The organism is Thalassotalea sediminis (assembly GCF_030295915.1).
Classification (GTDB): Bacteria; Pseudomonadota; Gammaproteobacteria; order Enterobacterales; family Alteromonadaceae; genus Thalassotalea_C; species Thalassotalea_C sediminis.
In genome coordinates this window covers 3590872-3611166 of record NZ_AP027361.1, presented here as the reverse complement: position 1 = coordinate 3611166, position 20295 = coordinate 3590872, and the positions used below count along the sequence as shown (strand labels likewise).

General features: G+C 39.3%; 8 protein-coding genes and 1 riboswitch. Of the genes, 5 read left to right on the top strand and 3 right to left on the bottom strand.

Features of this window, described 5'->3' with window-relative positions; genetic code table 11:
- The first annotated feature begins 220 nt into the window (after nt 1-220).
- The 4 genes from QUE09_RS16345 to QUE09_RS16330 all read left to right on the top strand — a co-directional run bounded on the left by QUE09_RS16345 (nt 221) and on the right by QUE09_RS16330 (nt 10001).
- Entirely contained in the window at nt 221-3103 is a 2883-nt protein-coding gene (locus QUE09_RS16345) for an FAD-binding and (Fe-S)-binding domain-containing protein (protein ID WP_286233939.1), read from the top strand.
- A gap of 276 nt (nt 3104-3379) precedes the next feature.
- Nucleotides 3380-6322, top strand: a complete 2943-nt coding sequence (locus QUE09_RS16340) for a TonB-dependent receptor (protein ID WP_286233938.1) — start codon at nt 3380-3382, stop codon at nt 6320-6322.
- Nucleotides 6323-6467: 145 nt separating this feature from the next.
- Nucleotides 6468-8969: a penicillin binding protein PBP4B gene (pbp4b, locus tag QUE09_RS16335; RefSeq protein ID WP_434017233.1), complete on the top strand. Its 2502-nt coding sequence runs from the start codon at nt 6468-6470 to the stop codon at nt 8967-8969.
- A 168-nt stretch (nt 8970-9137) separates the two neighbouring features.
- A complete protein-coding gene (locus QUE09_RS16330) occupies nt 9138-10001 on the top strand; it encodes a YicC/YloC family endoribonuclease (protein WP_286233937.1) in 864 nt (287 codons plus the stop codon).
- Between the two features lie 67 nt (nt 10002-10068).
- On the opposite strand, the gene QUE09_RS16325 is transcribed toward QUE09_RS16330, so the two are convergent.
- Genes QUE09_RS16325 through QUE09_RS16315 form a run of 3 tightly spaced genes read right to left on the bottom strand, consistent with a single transcriptional unit; the run spans nt 10069 to nt 17730 of the window.
- Nucleotides 10069-15891, bottom strand: a complete 5823-nt coding sequence (locus QUE09_RS16325) for a PAS domain S-box protein (protein ID WP_286233936.1) — start codon at nt 15889-15891, stop codon at nt 10069-10071.
- Nucleotides 15891-16691 carry a substrate-binding periplasmic protein gene (locus QUE09_RS16320; protein ID WP_286233935.1) on the bottom strand — a complete coding sequence of 267 codons (801 nt, stop codon included), beginning with the start codon at nt 16689-16691 and terminating at the stop codon, nt 15891-15893. Before QUE09_RS16320 ends, QUE09_RS16325 begins: the two co-directional genes overlap by 1 nt.
- Nucleotide 16692: 1 nt before the next feature.
- Entirely contained in the window at nt 16693-17730 is a 1038-nt protein-coding gene (locus QUE09_RS16315) for a response regulator (protein ID WP_286233934.1), read from the bottom strand.
- A 274-nt stretch (nt 17731-18004) separates the two neighbouring features.
- Nucleotides 18005-18111, top strand: a riboswitch (TPP riboswitch).
- Nucleotides 18112-18175: 64 nt separating this feature from the next.
- On the opposite strand from QUE09_RS16315, the gene QUE09_RS16310 reads away from it, so the two are divergent.
- On the top strand, nt 18176-20272 hold the full coding sequence (locus QUE09_RS16310; protein ID WP_286233933.1) for a TonB-dependent receptor: 2097 nt from the start codon (nt 18176-18178) through the stop codon (nt 20270-20272).
- Nucleotides 20273-20295: the final 23 nt, after the last annotated feature.

The window sequence follows — 20295 nt, the reverse complement described above, 5'->3', positions numbered from 1 at the left end:
TGACTGCTAATAAAGATTCCAGAAAAAATATTGTGAAATACTATTTAATTTCGCTAGATATTGATTAACGAGCTCATTTTCATAAAGTTTTCGTTTGAATAAATTATTCTATTTTTAATTGATGTTTTAAATAATAACGTTAACCTATAGATTTTTACTATTCCAATACTCGTGATTGATGGAATAAAAACTAAATTATGCAACAGTGGGCTAGAAACACATGCGCGAATCAATAAAAGTAAACACATTCTCAACTTTTTTAACAGCATTAAAAGGCACACTGGACGATAGTCAAATTATTACAGATAAACTTCAACGTTATGCTTTTGGTACAGATGCAAGCTTTTATCGTTTGGTGCCCAAACTCATCATTAAAATAGATAATGAGCAACAGCTTGTTGATGTGATGAAACTGTCATATCAGCATGCAGTTCCGGTGACTTTTAGAGCAGCTGGTACAAGTTTATCTGGTCAAGCAATCACAGATTCTGTGTTGATTATTTTGTCTCATAAGTGGAATAACGTAGATATTTTAGAAAAAGGCAAAAAAATAACACTTCAGCCCGGTGTTATTGGTGCTCATGCTAATCGAGCGTTGTTAAGTTATGGTCGTAAAATTGGCCCTGATCCAGCGTCGATAAATAGTTGTAAAATTGGTGGCATAGCGGCTAATAATTCATCGGGTATGTGCTGTGGTGTCAAAAATAACAGCTACCATACAATGGCTGATATGCGTATTGTTATGGCAGATGGGACAGTATTAGACACGGCAAATTTATTATCGCGAGAACGATTTTGTCGCCAAAACCCTAAGCTAATTGGTGAAATAACCGATTTAGCCAATAAGATTAAAAATACCCCAGCGCTTGCCGCGAAAATTGCCCATAAATATCGCTTAAAAAATACCATGGGCTATGGTGTTAATGCTTTGTTGGAATACACAGACCCCATCGATATTATTAGTCACTTAATGATCGGGTCTGAGGGGACCTTAGGTTTCATCTCTAACATTACCTACAATACTATTGCTGTGGATCCGTTCTCGGCGGTAGGTTTATTTGTTTTTGACGATATCCAAGTCGCTTGCGAACTGGTGCAAAAATTAACGTCAATGTCAGTCTCCGCCATTGAGTTAATGGATGGTACGGCATTAAATTCAGTAACCGACAAATTGAAAGCGTTTATTTCAGTGCAGACGTTGTCTCCTCGCCATGCAGGATTACTGATCGAATTATCTGCTTCAACCTCAGACGGTTTAACACATAAATTAGCGCTTGTTGAGCAACATATCAAAGATTGCGATTCCCATTTGGTCGCGGCAAAAACCTTTACGCAAGATAAGCTTGATATTGAAAAGCTGTGGGCGATTCGCAAAGGCATGTTTCCAGCTGTGGGCGCAGCAAGAGCAGTAGGTACAACCGTTATTATAGAAGATGTCGCGTTACCGATAGAAGATTTGGCTAACGGCGTAAATAAATTACATCAACTCTTTGATCGTTACGGTTACCATGATGCGATAATTTTTGGTCATGCCTTAGATGGCAACTTACATTTTGTGTTTAGTCAGTCCTTTGAAGATAACGAAGAAGTAGAACGATATAGTCAATTTATGCGTGCTGTTTCAAACCTTATTGCGATTGATTTTCAAGGGTCCTTAAAAGCAGAGCATGGTACTGGCAGAAATATGGCGCCATTTGTGGAAATGGAGTGGGGAGAAGATATTTATCAGGTGATGAAGTTAATAAAAACGAGCTTTGATCCACTAAATATTCTAAACCCTGGTGTCATCATTAATGACAATGAAAATGCGCATTTATTAGATCTGAAATCACTTCCGCAATCAGACGACATTATTGATAAATGCATTGAATGTGGCTTCTGTGAACCTGTATGTCCTTCAAAAAACTATACGATAACGCCGAGACAGCGTATTGCCGTTTGGCGGCGCATAAGTGAATTAAACGCTCGAAAACAACGTGGGGTACTAACAGACTCACAACAACTAGAATACAAAGCCTTAACTCAACAGTATCAGTTTTATGGTATTGATAGCTGCGCTGCAACAGGTCTTTGTGCTCATCACTGCCCTGTGGGTATAGATACTGGCCAGTTTATACATACGCTTCGAGAAAAAAACAATCAATCTCAGCGGGTTCAGCAATTCAGTGCAAAGCATTTTGATAAAGTACTATGGGGGGCGAATAAAGCGGTTAAGTTAATTGCCAATACGTCAAAAGTGATTGGAGAAAAAAATACTAAACGGATATTTAAGTGTTTAAACACCCTAACCTTTAATAAAATACCGCTTTGGCAAAGCAGTTGGCCTAATGGCGTAGAAAGTCGTGATGAAGAACAGAAGTTACCTTCGTTAATCGATCCAACAACGCGTGAACAAAAGCCCAAAGTTGTTTTTATCTCTTCGTGTACAAACCGCGTTTTTGCAACAGACGAAAAAGCCAAAGATCAACGCTCGATAACAACCGTTTTAGCGGCTATTTTAGCCAAGGCAAACATAGAATTAATTATTCCAGAATCAATTGATAATTTGTGTTGTGGAAAGCCATGGTTGTCTAAAGGCAATAAAAACGTGGCCGAACAAAAAGCACAACAACTTATTGATACAGTTGAGGCTGCTTCTGACAATGGCCGTTGGCCGATCGTGATTGACGCTAGCCCCTGTGCTTTGACGTTAAACCAACTAAAGCACGCAAACATTTTAGAGCTTTCAGAGTACTTGCTGATGTCGGTCGTTCCTCGCCTTGCGATCTCAAAAACGTCTGAGCCTATAATGCTGCATAAAACCTGTAGCAGTATCCAACATGATGGTGCGAAGGCACTCACTACACTAGCTGGCTTGTGCAGTGATAACGTTATTATTCCAAACGATATTAATTGTTGTGGCTTTGCGGGCGATAAAGGTTTTTTCTTACCCGCATTAAACAAAAGCGCGTTAGCGCCTTTGTCAGCACAAATCCCTAAAAATTGTCAACGAGGTTTTAGTAATAGTAGAACCTGTGAAATAGGCTTGAGCCAGCACAGCGGCGTACCTTACCAATCTATTCTTTATCTATTAGATGAAGTAAGTAAATCTGCACAAGCGTAAATAAATTAATGACGTTAAATGGTCGATATTTTGGTGTAAACATAATGTTTGTTTTTTATTAACAGAATATCAACATTTTTCGTACTAAAATATTTTAATTAAATAAAATATTAATAATAAATTATTTCACATTGTCGTTTTGTGTGCTAAGTTGATTATGCTGGATAATTAATAATCACTTATGGATAACATAGCTAATAACATTTTACGGTCCAGGGTCAGATGTTCGCTAACCAAGTGGTTTATTAAATAATAATAAATTAGGAGAAGCCAAACATGAAACTTAAAAAAGTAGCCTTGTGTATAGGGTTGGGACTGGGTGCTATTTCCAGTGCTAATGCAGCTACAGATATTCGAGGTAAAGTATTGAGTGAAGCGACAGGATCTTCAGTAGAAGGTGTTGTTGTAACCGCTAAGAGTAATGTAATGCCTAAAGCTCGAACGGCTGTTACTCGCGCTGATGGTAGTTATAGCTTGCCGGCACTATTGCCTGGTAATTATGAACTTTCATTTAAAACCCAAGACGGTAAGGTGCAGACTGCACAAGTTCAAGTATTTTTAGATCAAACCTCTAAACTGAACATGGTGCTAGTAGACCCTTCTCAACCTATCGAAGTGATTTCAGTTTCTGGCTCTTATATTGTGCGTGAAGGTGACTCGGCATTAACAAATTCAATTGGCGCAAAAGCGATTGAATCGTTACCGGTAGGTCAAGATTTTCGTGACATGATGAAACTTATTCCAGGTGTGCAATACAGCGAAAATTCAACACTTGGTGTAAACGCGGGTGGTTCAGGCCGCGATAATAAATATGGTTTTGATGGTGTAGATGTATCACTACCTATGTTCGGTAACTTATCTGCCGAGCCTTCTACACATGATATTGCTCATGTATCTATGGATCGTGGTGGTGCGAAAGCTATAGGTTTTAACCGTTCTGGCGGTGTAGCGGTTAACTCTAAATCTAAATCGGGTACCAATGAATTTCACGCCAACCTAGAGTATAAAATTCAAAATAAAAACTTTGTAGCCGACAGAGATATTGAAGATAAAGAATTGGCGCAATATACCACAGATAAGTCTTGGATATCAGGTAACGTCAGTGGCCCAATTATTGAAGATGAACTGTTTTTCTACGGTTCTTTTTATCGCCCAGAAGTTACGCGAGATAATAAAGAAACCGCATACGGTCCTGCAAAAGATTATAAAAGTGTTCGTGAAGAGTATTTTGGTAAATTTACTTGGGCGCCAACGGAAGATTTACTTCTCGACTTAAGCTATCGTACTTCAGATAGAAATGGTCGAGGTCTATCTGTTGGTTCATTGGATCAAGACAGCACCTCTAACGGTGATGATGCAACGCAAGATATCTTGTTATTTGAAGGTTCATACTTAATTAATGATTCAACTACATTATCCTTTAAATACAGTGAATTTGATTATGAAACCGTTGGCGCGCCAGATACTACATTTGATGACGTAAATCCACGTATTGGTGATTCATTACCATTGGGGCAACTTGATCAAATTGGCTTGTTCAGAGTACCGGAACTTGATGAAGATTCAGATGTTTATGACAATGCCACTGCACAGATGTTGATTGACCAATACGGTTATGTTGGTGACGATGGCGCTAAACGTGGTGGCGGCTCAATTGGTGGTGATAATGAGTTTAATAACCAGAACTTCTACCGAGACAGTTTTGAAATTGCACTTGATCACACATTAGAAGTGGGTGAAGCATACCATAACTTACACTTTGGTTTTCAATTTAAAGAAAATACCGAAGTATTAAGTCGATTATCAAATGGCTGGGGCTATATAGAGTATGTTGGCGGTGAGCAATTTGATAACTACGAAGGTGACACACCTGTTTATTACGCGGCTAGCGTGCAACAAATGAGTTTGGAAACTGAAACGGGTGATGTTGTCGCGCCAATCACTTCTTCTAGTAAGTCTTATAACATTGAAGTAAATGACACTATAGAACATGGCGACTTTATTTATAATGTTGGTTTTGTCATCAGTAAAGATGTGCTTTACGGACAAGATTTAAAAGCTAACTCTTCAAATGTGTCAGGATACGAAATTGCATTGGGTCATAAATACAAAATGCATACCATTGACTTTAAAGACACTTTTCAGCCGCGTTTAGGTATTACCTGGAACTATGCTGAAGATGCAACCGTGTTTGCAAATTATGCAAGTTATAACCCAGAAGCATCGTCTTTGGCGCGTGCGGCATCTTGGGCACGTAATTCACAAAAATCGATGGATGTACTCTTTGATAAAAACGGTGATTATATTGCTGACCAACCAGCGAGTGGCTCGTCAGGTAAGTTCTTCCAAAAAGGCATTAAGCCTAAGCGTATTGATGAAATTACCATTGGTGCGACAAAGTCGGTGACTGATAGATTATATGTAAAAGGCCATGTAAGACATCGTGAACTAACACACCCTTGGGAAGATACTTGGAATGGCTCTCGCCTTTACGGCGAATATGGTCCATTTGGCGGTGTTCCAGCGCATATTGCTGAAAAAGGCCTATACATTGAGAACCTAGATGAAATGCGTGCTGAAGTGGGCGGTTCGTCTTATGTTATTGCTGAACTTGATGACGCTAAAAATACTTACTATGAAGTGAGTTTAGAAGCTGAGTATAGCGCAGACAGATACTTTGCCAGTGTTTCATATACGTGGAGTCATTACTACGGTAACTATGACCAAGATATTACCAGTGGTGCCAGTGATGGTAATTTATTTATCGGTTCATCTAACTTAGCGGATGGTATTGGTCGTCAACTTTGGGATGGTAAGTACGGTAAATTAAATGGTGATAAACCCCATGTTTTAAAAGCGTATGGTTATTACACCACTGATTGGGAAGCTAATATTGGTGCTTATTTAGTGTATCAATCAGGTGACGTATGGGAAAAATGGGATGGTGATTTGTACGGTTCTTCAAATGACACTATTAAATATGCTGAGCATGCAGGTAGTCGCCGTGAAGCGAGCCATTGGCAAATGGACTTAAACTACACGCAAAACTTTACCGTGTTTGATAACTACACCGTAAAATTCCGTGCAGATTTATTTAATGTCTTTGATAATCAAACTGGTTATAACTATAACCCATACGCCGATAGTGAAACTTTCGGTAAACCGCGTAGTTTGATCAATGCTCGCCGCTTACAGTTATCAGTAAATATTGGTTTTTAAACTACGTTTAGCCAAATTTAATTGATAAATGGATTAGAAATAAATCCCCGTACTTACGGGGATTTTTCTTAATTTTATTGTTTGGTCAATGTTCATCATGATTGACTAAACAATAACATTAAACAGGAATTTCGAACGTTACATCATGCTAGTGTCTTTTATTAAAACTAAACTATCTTCACCCACTAAAAAACCAATAACCATTACAACCTTGATGGCAACGTGTTTGCTTTTTCTTTCAAGTTGTAGCTCGCTTTCCATCGAAGAGTTACCCTCTGAAAACTATAGTAAACGTATTAAGTTTTTAGTCATGCATTACACTGCGATCAATTATGAGCGCTCGGTAACAGCATTGGTGGAAAAAGGAGGGGTGAGCTCTCATTATTTATTACCAGAAAGGTTAGATAGTACTTATGACCATAGTGATTTAAATATTTATCGACTTGTTGATGAACAAGATCGTGCTTGGCACGCTGGCTCAAGCTATTGGCAGGGAAGGCGAGATTTAAATGACCACTCTATTGGCATAGAAATAGTCAACATACCAGAATGTAAACGCACCGAAAATATGGCGCTTATTAGTAGAAGTAGTGATAGTCGAAATTGTCTATTTCCTGATTTTGACCCCGAACAAATTCAATTATTAATTGCGTTATCAAAAGACATTTTAGCTAGAAACCCTGATATTGGCCCGACGCAAGTGGTTGGTCATGCCGATATCGCGCCAACCAGAAAAACCGATCCAGGGCCAAGATTCCCATGGTACCAATTGTACAAAGCTGGAATTGGCGCTTGGTATGAAAAGTCAGATATGGATGAATACTGGCAAATTTTCCAGCGTGATTTACCTAATGTTGGTCTCGTGCAAAAAGCGCTTAACAGTTATGGCTATGGCATTACTGAAACAGGCATATTGGATAACAATACCATCGATACACTTACCGCTTTTCAAATGCACTTTATTCCTTGGCATATAAACGGTAAAGCTGATGCTAAAACCGTGGCGACACTGTTTGCGTTATTAAAAAAATATAAGGCTAATAAGCTTGAGGCGTTATGGCAACGTTATCAACTTGAACTACAACCTAAGATAGAGCCTGTATATCGCGTAAAACGCGGACAAATAGACAGAGTATTTCCTGATGCCGAGGAAATACGTAGTAAAAGAGAATTGGTAAATGACCGTGCAATATTCAAAGCGTATAAAGGGCGCGGTGAAATTATTATTGATAGCATTGACGCAACATCGGCTGATATTTTCATTAATGGTCAAAAAATTTCCATTGCTTCGACAATGACCGCAGGTAACCGTTATAAATACAGCTTAGCGCGACGTACTAAAAATGGTAATAACACCCTTAGAGTTGAAAATGTAATGCCTGAAGGTGCCTCAATTAATATTGTTATTCCTTATCCTAAGCTCGTTGATAAATCTATGGATAAAAGTGCTACAGCCCTTAAAAGCTTTTCAGCAGTAGATAAACAAATTACTGACGATATTGAGCAAGGATTTCCTGGTGCAGCTTTATTAGTGATAAAAGATGGCAACATTATTAAACATCAGGCATATGGTTATGCCAGAAAATTTGCAGATGGTGGTGAGCTTTTAGCGCAGCCGGTAAAAATGCAGAAAAATACCATTTTTGATATTGCTTCAAATACGAAAATGTTTGCGACTAATTTTGCCCTAATGACGTTGGTAGAAGAAGGACGACTCGATGTGACTAAGCCGCTTTCTTATTATTTACCTGATTATGATGGTGGCGGGCGTGAAAGCCGTTTAGTGAAAGACTTTTTAACGCATACGGCGGGTTATGCACCGCAAGTTCGATTCTTTACTAAAGAGAATAAGTTGGGGGCGAGCTTCTATTCGCAAAATCATAAAAAGACCAAGCAACTGATCTTAAATAATGTGCCCTTTGTTGTTGGACGTAACGCTAAGCACATGTACAGTGATACCGACTTTATGTTGCTTGGCATGTTAATAGAAAGAATAACGGGGCAGGCATTAGATGCTTATGTTGAGCAACATATATACCAACAACTTGGGCTAACCGACACATTATTTAACCCTTTAGATAAAGGTAAATATAAACAACAGTTTGCAGCAACCGAAGTTCATGGCACAACCAGAGGTGGTCGCGTTGATTTTAATAATGTGCGTGAATATGTGCTGCAAGGTGAAGTACACGATGAAAAGGCTTATCACTCTTTTAGTGGCGTAGCTGGGCATGCCGGTTTATTTTCAACAACGTTGGAAATTGGTGTGTTGATGCAAACGCTTCTTAATGGTGGTGGTTATGGCGATAAACATTTTTTTGATCGACGTATTTTAGATCAATTTACCAAACCAGCTGATGGTAATGGTAGCTTTGGTTTAGGTTGGCGTCGAAGTAATAACGGTGCATTGAAGTGGCATTTTGGTCCTTATGCCAGTGCCTATGCTTATGGTCACACAGGATGGACAGGAACCGTTACAGTGATAGATCCAGAGCATGATTTAGCAATAGTTTTGCTAACGAACGCACGTCATACATTAATTGAAGGTGATGATAAGCATTACAGTTTCAAAGGAAAGGAATTTGAAACTGGAAAATACGGCAGTATTATTTCATTAATTTATGAAGAAATTTTAAACACAATGTAATTAAAACTATTAAAGTTTTAGCTACATTATTTCACAATGACGCTTTTCGGTGGGCTTATTATTTAGCCCACTTTCTAATAAAACATGGCTGAATAACATCATGTCAGGCATAATCTTCCCGTTCATTCTTATAAAAGAAACTTAATAAAGTAAATAATAGGAAAGATTATGATCCACAGTATGACAGCATTTGCTCGCGTTGAAGTTAAAGAGGTGTGGGGTAACGCCATTTGGGAAATTCGCAGTGTTAACCAACGATTTTTAGAAAACTATTTTCGTTTACCTGAACAATTTCGCAGTATTGAGCCCGTATTACGAGAGCGTTTTCGTAAAGCATTAGCACGCGGTAAAGTAGAGTGTGCTTTACGTTTTAATCCAAACCCTTCAGCGAAAGGTAAACTATCACTCAATAAAGAACTTGCAGCGCAGTTGTTAGAACATGCAGGTTGGATAAACGAGCAAACACTTAATAGCCAAGTAAACCCTGTAGAAATTATGCGTTGGCCGGGCGTAATGGAAACTGAAGAAGCAGATTTAGATGTTATCCAAACCGATATATTAAAAGGTTTTGACCAAGCACTGAAAGACTTTATTGCTGCTCGTGCAAGCGAAGGCGAGAATATGAAAGAACTCATCGAACAACGCCTTGATGGCATTGTAGTGCAGGCAGAGAACGTAAAAGCGCATATGCCAGAAGTTGTACAATGGCAACGCGACCGCATTTTAGAAAAATTTAATGATGCAAACATAGAACTTGATTCACAGCGTGTAGAACAAGAGTTGGTATTACTCGCTCAAAAAATGGATGTTGACGAAGAAATTGATCGTCTGTTTAGCCATGTAAAAGAAACTAAAAATATTCTTAAAAAGGGTGGACCACAAGGCCGCCGCCTCGACTTTATGATGCAAGAGTTCAATCGAGAAGCGAATACATTAGGCTCAAAATCAATTAACGCTGATATCACCAATTCAGCTGTCGAATTAAAGGTATTGATTGAACAAATGCGTGAGCAGATCCAGAATATAGAATAATTAAAACATTCAAAGCCAGTGTAAGCTGGCTTTGAATGTTTTGGTCCTCATTATTTGTTAAATACTTTTATTCTTTATTTAATTCATCTTTAATTTCTTCGAGTAATGTTAAGGCGTTTGGGAAGTCAAAGCCGTTTACTTTGTCTGCCAGCGCGTTTAATTTGGCTAATTGCTGTGTGTCAGTGAACATTGTTGTTAGTTCTTCTACTAAGTCGATTGCGTCAGTATCGAAAGAGGAGAGTGCATCGCTAAGCTTTATTATTATTTCGTTGGCTTTTTCTGGATCATAGTTGTTAGTCGTAGCACTAGTTTGCCATGCTGCATTTTCAATACCTGTTAATAATTGTGTTAAATTCGCGATCAGTGATGCTTGTCGAGACTCAAAATCATCAGCCTGTTGCTCGAAAGCTTGTTCAAGCTCCATAGCTTCTTGATAAATCTCTTGAGCACCAATATTACCAGCGGTACCTTTAAGGGTATGAATAAGTCGCTGGGCTAATTCAGTGTCTTTGTCTTGTAAAGCTTGAGCGAGTTGTTCTGCGAAATTTTTATGGCTTTCATGAAAGCGTTTAACTAACCTTGCAAAGAGCTTTTTGTTGCCTTGCATGGTCTGCAAGCCACGTGCCTGGTCAATACCTGGTAGTTGCGGTATAAAAGTATCATCCTGTGCCGTTGGTATATCTGTAGCGTTTGTCGTTGTTACATCGCCAGTGATATATTTAGACATAACAATAAACATATCATTAACGTTAATAGGTTTAGCGATGTGGTCGTTCATGCCAGCATCAAGCACTTTTTCCTTGTCGCCAACCATAGCATTAGCCGTCATTGCGATAATAGGTAGCGACTTAAATTGTTCCATTTTACGCAGTGCCTTAGTGGCAGCGTAGCCATCCATAACCGGCATTTGGCAATCCATTAGTACCAAATCAAACTCTTCTTGTTGAATTTTTTCAATGGCTTCTTTGCCATTAACCGCTAAGGCCACGTTTATATTGTTCAGTGTTAGCAGTTCTATCGCTAGTTCTTGGTTTATTTCATTGTCTTCTACAAGTAACACTCGTGTACCTTCTAGCTTTTCTATTGCTTTTTTCGCTAGCTCTTCTGAGGTATCTATATGTTTTATCTTGGTTACTTCTTTACCCATTGCCATGAGTATGCAATCAAGCATACTTGAAGGGGTCACGGGTTTGGTTAGAAAACCACTGATCGACAAGCCATCTGCCGCATTTGCTGCTTCATCTTTACCGTATGCGGTAGCCATAATGATTGATGGTACGTTTTTTAGTTCTACGGATTGTAAAATATGCTGTGCAACCTCCACACCGTCCATTTCGTGCATTTTCCAATCTACTAGCACGAGTTGATAAGGGTCACTATTATCTGCGGCTTTTAAGGCGTTTAAGGCCTGTTGGCCTGTAGCCGCTTGATCAACTCTAAAGCCAAATTGCGTGAGCATGTTAGAAAAAATATCACGTGCAGACGCATTATCGTCAACGATTAACACATGTAACGTTCCTAGTTCTGAAATTGCAGGTTTAGGCTGTGATGTTTCCCCTTTTTGAAGGCCTACTTTAACGGTAAAACAGAACGTACTACCCTCACCAGGTTGGCTATCTACCCAAATTTTGCCATCCATCATATTGGCAAGTTTACGACAAATAGTCAGGCCTAGTCCTGTACCGCCATATTTTCGTGTAGTGGAGCTATCCGCTTGAGAAAACGGCTGAAACAGTTTATTGCGTTGCGCTTCATTCATGCCAATGCCACTATCTTTTACTGAAAATTGTAAAATGGCGTGCTCATTTGTGCTGTGTTTTTTACGCACCCGTACGACAATTTCACCACCTTCGTCGGTAAATTTAACGGCATTGTTACCTAGGTTGACCAGTATTTGTCCTAATCTAAGTGGGTCGCCAACTAGCGCTAATGGTAAGTCAGTTGCCATGTCATAATGCAATTCAATGCCTTTTTCTTCGGCTTTAATACCGACAAGATTGGTAAGATTATCCATGACATCTTCTAAACGAAATGGCACGTTTTCCATATCCATTTTACCGGCTTCAATTTTTGAAAAGTCGAGAATGTCATTTATTATGCCAAGCAATGACTCAGCACTTCGACGTACCTTTTCAATGTAATTTCGCTGTTTACGATCGAGTTCTGTTTGTAGGGCGAGATGGCTCATACCTATTACGGCATTCATCGGTGTACGTATTTCATGTGACATATTGGCGAGGAAATCTGATTTTGCCTGATTGGCGGCGTCAGCTTCTAGTTTTGATTCTTGCAATTTTTCTTCGAATTCTTTTCTTTCAGTAATATCACGAGAAATGCCTAAAATACCTGAAATTTTGTTGTGTGCTGCACGTAAAGGAATTTTATAGGTGTCTAGCAATACTTGGTGTCCATCTGGGTAGGTAACCCATTCTTCGCTTCGATAAATATCGCCTGTTTCAACCATCGCTTGATCCATTTTGCGGAAGCGTTCGGCATCTTCTTTAGGATAGATGTCAAAGTCAGTTTTACCGATAAAATACTGTTTTTTCACATCAGCGAATTTTTCGTAGGCCTTATTAGCATCGATATAGTGACCTTTAAGATCTTTTGCCGAGATTAAGTCAGGAATATTGTCAAACAGTGATTGCAATAGCGCTTGTTTTTCCTCTATTTGCGCTTTGGCATTCAGCACTGCTTGTTCCGCTGCTCGTTGACTAGTGACATCGCGAATACCAGCAATAATCAGCATTTCATTGTTTATTTCAATGGGGTTTAAATTTATTTCGACAATCAGTTCATCACCGTTTTTAGTGAGCGCCACAATATCTTTTCGTGTTGTGATATTCATTTGTTTAGGGGATTGAATATAGCGCGTAAAATGTTTAGTACTGAGTTGGTTTAATCTTTCTGGTATCAGTAATGTGATATGTTTATTAACAACATCTTGCTTTTCGTAGCCAAACACGCGACTCACTGCGTCGTTAGTTTCTATAATATTGGCGTCTTCATTTAATACAAATAATGGCTCTGGCGTTGCGTCAAGTAAGCTGCTAATACGTTTTTGACTTTTTTGTAGTTCTTGCTGGCTTGCTTTTAATTCTGAAATCTCTATCGCTGCCCCACCAATACCAACTATGTCACCTTTACTGTTATACATTGGAAACTTATGACATAAATATGATCGGCCAGCACCTTTGTCGCCTTGACCTTCATCTTCGTATACGAGTACTTCACCATTTTCAACAACCTCTTTGTCGTGAGCAATGAAGTGTTCGGATGTTTGTGCGCCAAATAATTCAGTGTCGCATTTGCCCAATACTTCAGATTCTTTTAATCCTGTTACTTCCTGCCACAGTGCGTTAACCAGTAGATATTTACCATCTATTCCCTTCAAAAAGGCAACCGCTGGTAAGTTATCAAGAAAGTCTTTCGTTTGTTTTTGTGCGTTGGTCAAGTCTTCAAGCGCTTGACGGCGTTCGGTTATGTCACGTATTGCACTTGCAACTAGCAATTTACCCTCTGATTCGATGGGACTTAAACTAATCTCTACGGGAATACTTTCTCCATGTTTTGTTAAAGCTTCAAGGGTCATATTTTGCCCCATTGCTCGGGATTCTGGAGCTTTAATATAGGATTTACGGTATTCACGATGACCTTTTCGGAGGTTATGCGGCAATAAAATTTCGATAGGTTGGCCAATAATTTCATCTGATTCGTAGCCAAAAAGCTCAATTGCACGGGTATTTATGAGTGTAATAAGCCCATCTGCATCTGAAATTATCATCGGATCGGGGGCCGATTTTATTAAATGATAAAATTGCGATTGGCTTTTACTTAGCTCAGCTGTGCGTTCACGCACTTTATCTTCTAACTCATCTTTTGCGTTAAGTAATGAGCGATTGGCTCGCTCACCAATCCACGCACCGATAGCCGTTAAGCTTAGTGAAAGGAATAAGGTGACACCGAGTACCGACGTCAGTGTATTACGTGAAATATCATAGGCTTCAAGTGCTTCTGATTTTGAAATTTCAGTAATGATGCCAATACCAAGCTGATCATCCCAAAGCCAAGCACCTAACACTGGTGTTCCTTGATAGTCATTGTAAGCGATCGTTCGAATGCCTTGCTTACCGGCTAAAACGGATCTTGCTGCAAGTGTAAGCATGCTGTCGGTTTCTACAGCATTATTTGCCACACTTACATTTAAAATACTTGTTTGCTTGTCTGCAGATAATTTTTCATGGGTGAGCGAAGGTGTGTAGCGACTCTCAGAGATCATTAAACCTTGCTGATTAATTGCATAAGTATCGCCTGAAGATCCAACGCGGCCTTTATGTAAAATACGCGAAAAGGTTTCTCGTGGGTCAACAGCAGCGACGATAATTGCAATAGCCTTACCTTGGTAATCGAGCACTGGTGCAGCAAAATATAACATCGGCATTTTTGTAACTGGGTCATTAACCGGCGGAATAAAGATGGTTTTACGATTGAGTATGGATGTTTTAAGTAATGGAAAAATGTGTGCTAACGATGGTGTGTTTTCGAAAACAGGGGTGCCGTCTGCGAGTAACATATGTAATTGCCAGTCTTCGTTGTTTAAGTCGTTTTCTCCGAGCAGGTTTTCTAGGCTTTTCTTTTGATTTTTTGGTTGTGCGCTCGTTGTTTGTTGAGTTTTTGCCATTAAGGTATTTAAGCCAGATTCATTGGCAATAATGGTTAATAATTGCTTGCGTCCTGCAATCCAATAATTGACAGAATCATGAGTTGCATCAAGTACCGTATTCAATGCTTGTCCAACTCGATGTTGGTAAACGCTTTGTTCTCGATTCAGTGAATTCCAAGCAAGTGTAAGTACAACAATGAGTACCGCTGAAATTGCTAGCATTGCGAAAACGCGAAGCCTACCCGATTGATAGAAAGTTAAAACATCACCACTTGTGCGGCTTAAATACATCACCAACAGTAGTAAAATTAGCGCGATACTTAATGTAATGACAACTAGCCTGAAAACTGGAATATCATCTTCAATTTGAATAGATTCTTGGCTTTGATTATCAAGTTCAATATCAATCCATTTGTTACGAATTTCGTTATGTTGCGCGGGTGTTATCGTTGCTAAAATTTTATTTAATATACTAACGAGCTCAGGCCAATCTTTACGCACACCTATTGTCATTTCGAAGGTAAAGTCAGTGCTAAAGTTGACTTTTAAATTGTTGAGTGAAAGCGAATTTATTCTTTCTATTGTTGAAAGTTGATTGGCAAGCATGGCATCCAATAAGCCATTTGATACCAGTTCTACGCCTTCACTAATAGAATTTACATAAACAAAGTGAACATCAGGGAATTTTTTCTGTGCCCATTCAGCATTCGCATAGCCTTGAATAACACCCAAGGTTCTAGTACCAAAATTTGCTAAACTTTCTAAGTCTTGCTCATCTTTTTGCGTCACCACAACGGTTGGTACGACTAAATAGGGATCGGTAAACAAATATAGCTTACTACGCTCAGGTGTTTTATTAATAGCTGAAATCAGGTCGATTTTGCGCTGCTCACCAAGTTTCAATACCTCCGACCATGATGGTGAAGGCTGGTAGACTAAATCGGTGGGTAATTGCGTTTCTATAAGCGCAAGGTAATCCGCAATCATACCTGATTGATTACCATCGTTATCTACAAACTCAAATGGTCTCCAGTTCGGATCGCCACTATAACGGGCTACTGAATTGTTACTTAACCATGCTTTTTCTTGAGCCGTTAATGTTAACGTTGTCTCTATTTGGTCTTTAAGATTGGTTGTTCTATTATCGGCGAATATGACGAAGCTTAAACTGACAAAAAGCGTAATCAACGCCATTTTGGTATAGGGGCTAAACAATGGGTGTTTCATTACTTAACCTCCGCTACTTTTGATATAAAACCATAAGAGTTAAGAATTTCCTGATATTTTTCTGTTTGAATAAACTCTTGTAAAGCTTGTTCAAAAACATTTACTAACGCTTTTGCTTCGGGGTATTTGTGGGAAATAGCGATATTTACTGGCAATTTGTATACAACCGGCGATATCACTTTAAACGCATTGGCTACGCCTAATTTTTGCGCATAATATAGAAAAAACTGTTGGTTGTTGATAGCGATATCATACTTTCCAGACAGCAGGCCTCTCAGCTGTTCATCTGGGTCGTTTACTAACACTTTTTGTAAATAAGGTGAGCTGTCAAAGTCATTGCCATAAGTCCAACCACTGATAGTGCCAATATAGTAATCGCTTAAGCTTGACAATTCTCCGTTGTAAGTAATGTTGCTGTCTGCTCGTACGATGAGATCTTGCGTTTCATAGACATGCGCTGTGCGTGTAAAGAATGCGAGTTTGCGTCGTTGTGGAGTTCCCGTAAGATTAATGACCATATCAACTCTGCCATGCTTTACTTCTTCAAGTAATTTTTGCATGTTGGGGTAATGATGAACCTCTATGTCGTAGTTTAAGGTTTTCGCGAGGTGTTGAGCAATTTCGTATGATGCACCTCGAATAACATTGTTTTCATCAATAAAATAAAAAGGAGGGAATTCACCAGGAAAGCCAATCTTTATGACGTTTTTACTATCTGAATCCACAGAGTACGCAGAAATTGGTATACACAGTAATAATAGCGCAATCATCGGCGCGAATAGTTTTTTAAATGTCCACATCTTAATGACAATCTACATCTTTATAGTGTTGTTGGATTTCTCTTACTTTCGCAATACATTCAATAAAAATTGGTACTAGGTTTGGATCAAAATGTTCACCGGCTTCGTCCAGTAGTAGTTGAATTGCTTTTTCTTCTGACCATGCTTTCTTATAAGGGCGTTCGCTAGTAAGCGCATCAAATACGTCAGCAATAGCAACAATACGACCTGATAAAGGAATTTCCTCACCTTTAAGACCATGTGGGTAGCCAGTACCGTTCCATTTTTCGTGATGGGTGATGGCGACTTCTTTCGCAAGTTGTAGTAAGGGGGAAGGGTGTTCGCCAATAATATCTGCACCATATTGTGCGTGTTGTTTCATGATCGCCCATTCTTCAGCATCAAGTTTGCCAGGCTTTAGTAAAACCCGATCAGGAATGCCAATTTTGCCAATATCGTGCATTGGCGCGGCGTTGTATAATAGTTCACACCATTCTTCTGGTTGGCCCATTGCTTGTGCTAAATAACGCGAGAACCAGCTCATTCGTATAACGTGCATACCGGTTTCATTATCTTTGTATTCAGCTGCTCGACCCAAACGACGGATAATTTCAACACGTGTATCGTTGAGTTCTTTAGTGCGTTCTTGTACTAAGTTTTCTAAATGCTGTGCTTGGCTATAAAGTGAGAGTTGTGACTTAACGCGTGCAAGCACCAAAGGAGGGCTTATGGGTTTAGTGATATAATCTACGGCGCCAATTTCGAAACCATGCTCTTCGTCATGCGTATCAGATTTTGCGGTAATAAATATTACTGGTATTTTAGCTGTATCTGGGTCTGATTTGAGGCGTTTACACACTTCATAACCGTCCATATCAGGCATCATTATATCGAGTAATATTATGCTGGGTTTCTCAGTACCATTAGCGATGCCTAATGCTGTTTCTCCATTTAATGCTGCCTTGACACGATAATCTTTTTTTAGAATACCCGTAAGTAATGAGATGTTGTCTGGCGTATCATCTACGACTAATATTGTTGCCTTATCGTGCTCTGTCATACTTCCCCTCGATACGTTCCCGTCAATATTAATGCGAGAGTGGGGCTAGTACCTCTCCCTGATAAATAATATAGCTAGAAACAAAATTCCATCTGTTATTGATAAAAAATTAGCCTACTAATTTAGAGATTAGCAGACTTTTAAAAATTGGTAAATTTTGCCAAGGCTGTATAAAAAGAATGTATTACGAAATTTTTCACTGCTGTACACTCACTTAGTAAGCGCTTTCTTTTTATTTATTACTGTACATTTGTCTTAATCTTGGTAGTATCGCCGCCAAACCAAGGGGTGCAATACATTTTATGTTGTCATTGCTGAGAAATATTACCCTTATTACCTGATGCGGATAATGCCGATGTAGGGATGGTTAATTGCTGATTCTTATACTGCTCGCTTTGTAGTTAATCTCAATTGCTCGTTCCTGCGTTGCCAAGTTGAGAGTGAAATGAAGTTAACACAAATATCTATTGCGATTGCCTCGCTAATCTTTGCCCCAAATGGCTACACTGCCGATGACGTAACAAACGACTCTTCTGATCTTATAATTGATGATGTTGAAGTGATCACGGTACAAGGTGATTATCGCGCAACAAATTTACAGCAAGCACCAGCCTCTCTTTCTGTGTTATCTAGCCAAGATATTGATAATCGTCATGCCCAAAACTTAGAAGATATCATTGGCGCTGTGGCGAATGTAAATTTCGCCAGTGGTTCACAACGCGCACGTTATTATCAAATTCGCGGTATTGGTGAGCGTAGTCAGTTTAAAGAGCCGATTAATCAATCTGTTGGTGTTTTAGTAGACGATATTGATCTTGCGGGAATTGCGAGTATTTCATCAACATTCGACATGGAACAAGTGGAGTTTTTTCGAGGACCACAAGGCACTAGGTTTGGTGCAAACGCACTTGCGGGCCTTATTTATATGACGTCTAAAGCGCCAAGCGACAGCTTTGAAGGTGCCGTACGCGCAAGTATTGGTAATTACGGTACCTACGGCACATCTTTCATGCTATCAGGTCCGGCAACAGACTCGGTTAATTACCGAATTGTTGCTGAAAAAAATATGAGTGATGGTTATATGGAAAACCAATACTTAAACGCCGATGATACAAATAACCGTGATGAGTTAACTTTACGTGGTAAGTTGGCGATTACTGCAACAGAAGACTTACAAATTGATTTAACATTACTATATGCAGACTTTGACAATGGCTACGATGCCTTTTCTTTAGACAATAACCGTACAACCTTGTCTGATCAACCAGGCTTTGATCAACAACAAACACGCGCGTTAAGCAGTAAATTTACCTACAGTGGCTTCGATAACACGGAGATACTAGCAATTGTTACTCATGCTGATTCTGATTTGGCTTACGGGTTTGATGAGGATTGGAGTTATGCGGATATTCATCCTTGGTCGTATGCTTCGACGGATTATTATTATCGTGAACGTCAAAATACTACCGCCGAAGTGCGTTTTGTGTCGAAAACTAATCATAAAATTTTAAAGAATACCACCGATTGGGTTATTGGTTTCTACGCTAAGAATGACCAAGAAGCATTAACCCGAGAATACACTTACTTAACGGGTGATTTTACTTCAAGTTTTGACGCCGATAATTATGCGGTATATGGACAATTAGATAGCCAATTAAATGAGCAATGGTCACTGACCTCAGGTTTACGTCTTGAACAACGCAAAACCCAATATGACAATAGTGATAACGTCTCTTTTTCTCCCAGTGACTCTATTTTAGGTGGTAAGTTAGTACTTGCTTATCAAATTGATTCGGCATCAATGGCGTATGCTTCTATTAACCGTGGCTTTAAAGCAGGTAGCGTCAACAGCGATGGTAGTTTAGCTGAACACTTGCGTAAATTTGAGCCTGAGTTTTTATGGAACTACGAACTTGGCTATAAAACGTCTTTTTTAAACGATAAGGCTTTTTTACGCACTGCTGTGTTTTATATGGATCGCGATGATATTCAAATAAGTAGTTATCATCTCGATGAGCGTAGCGATGGTAGTGCTGAATTTATTAGTTATTGGACGAACGCAGCGCAAGGAAAAAACTACGGTATTGAAACCGAGCTTTCTTGGGACGTAGCAGATACGGTAAATCTTTATGGTAGCCTTGGTTTACTTGACACTGAATACCAAGGTTTTTCATACGAAGATGGTAGCGTCGAAACTGGCAGAAAACAGGCGCATGCACCTAATTATCAGTTTAGTTTTGGCGTGAACTATTATCCAAGTGAACAGTGGCATGTAAATGTGGGTGTTGACGGCAAAGACAGTTTTTACTTTTCAGACAGCCATGATCAGCAATCAGACAGTGTTGCATTAGTGCATGGTTCAGTGAGTTATCAACAGCCTAACTGGCAAGCAAAAATTTGGGTACGTAACATGTTCGATAAAGATTATGAGACGCGTGGCTTTTATTTTGGTAATGATCCACGCGATGGTTACACGCCTAAAGCCTATTATCAACTCGGTGAACCTGCAGTATTTGGTGTAACCTTGGATTACCAATTTTAACCTAGCTAAAGCTGAGGAGTTTG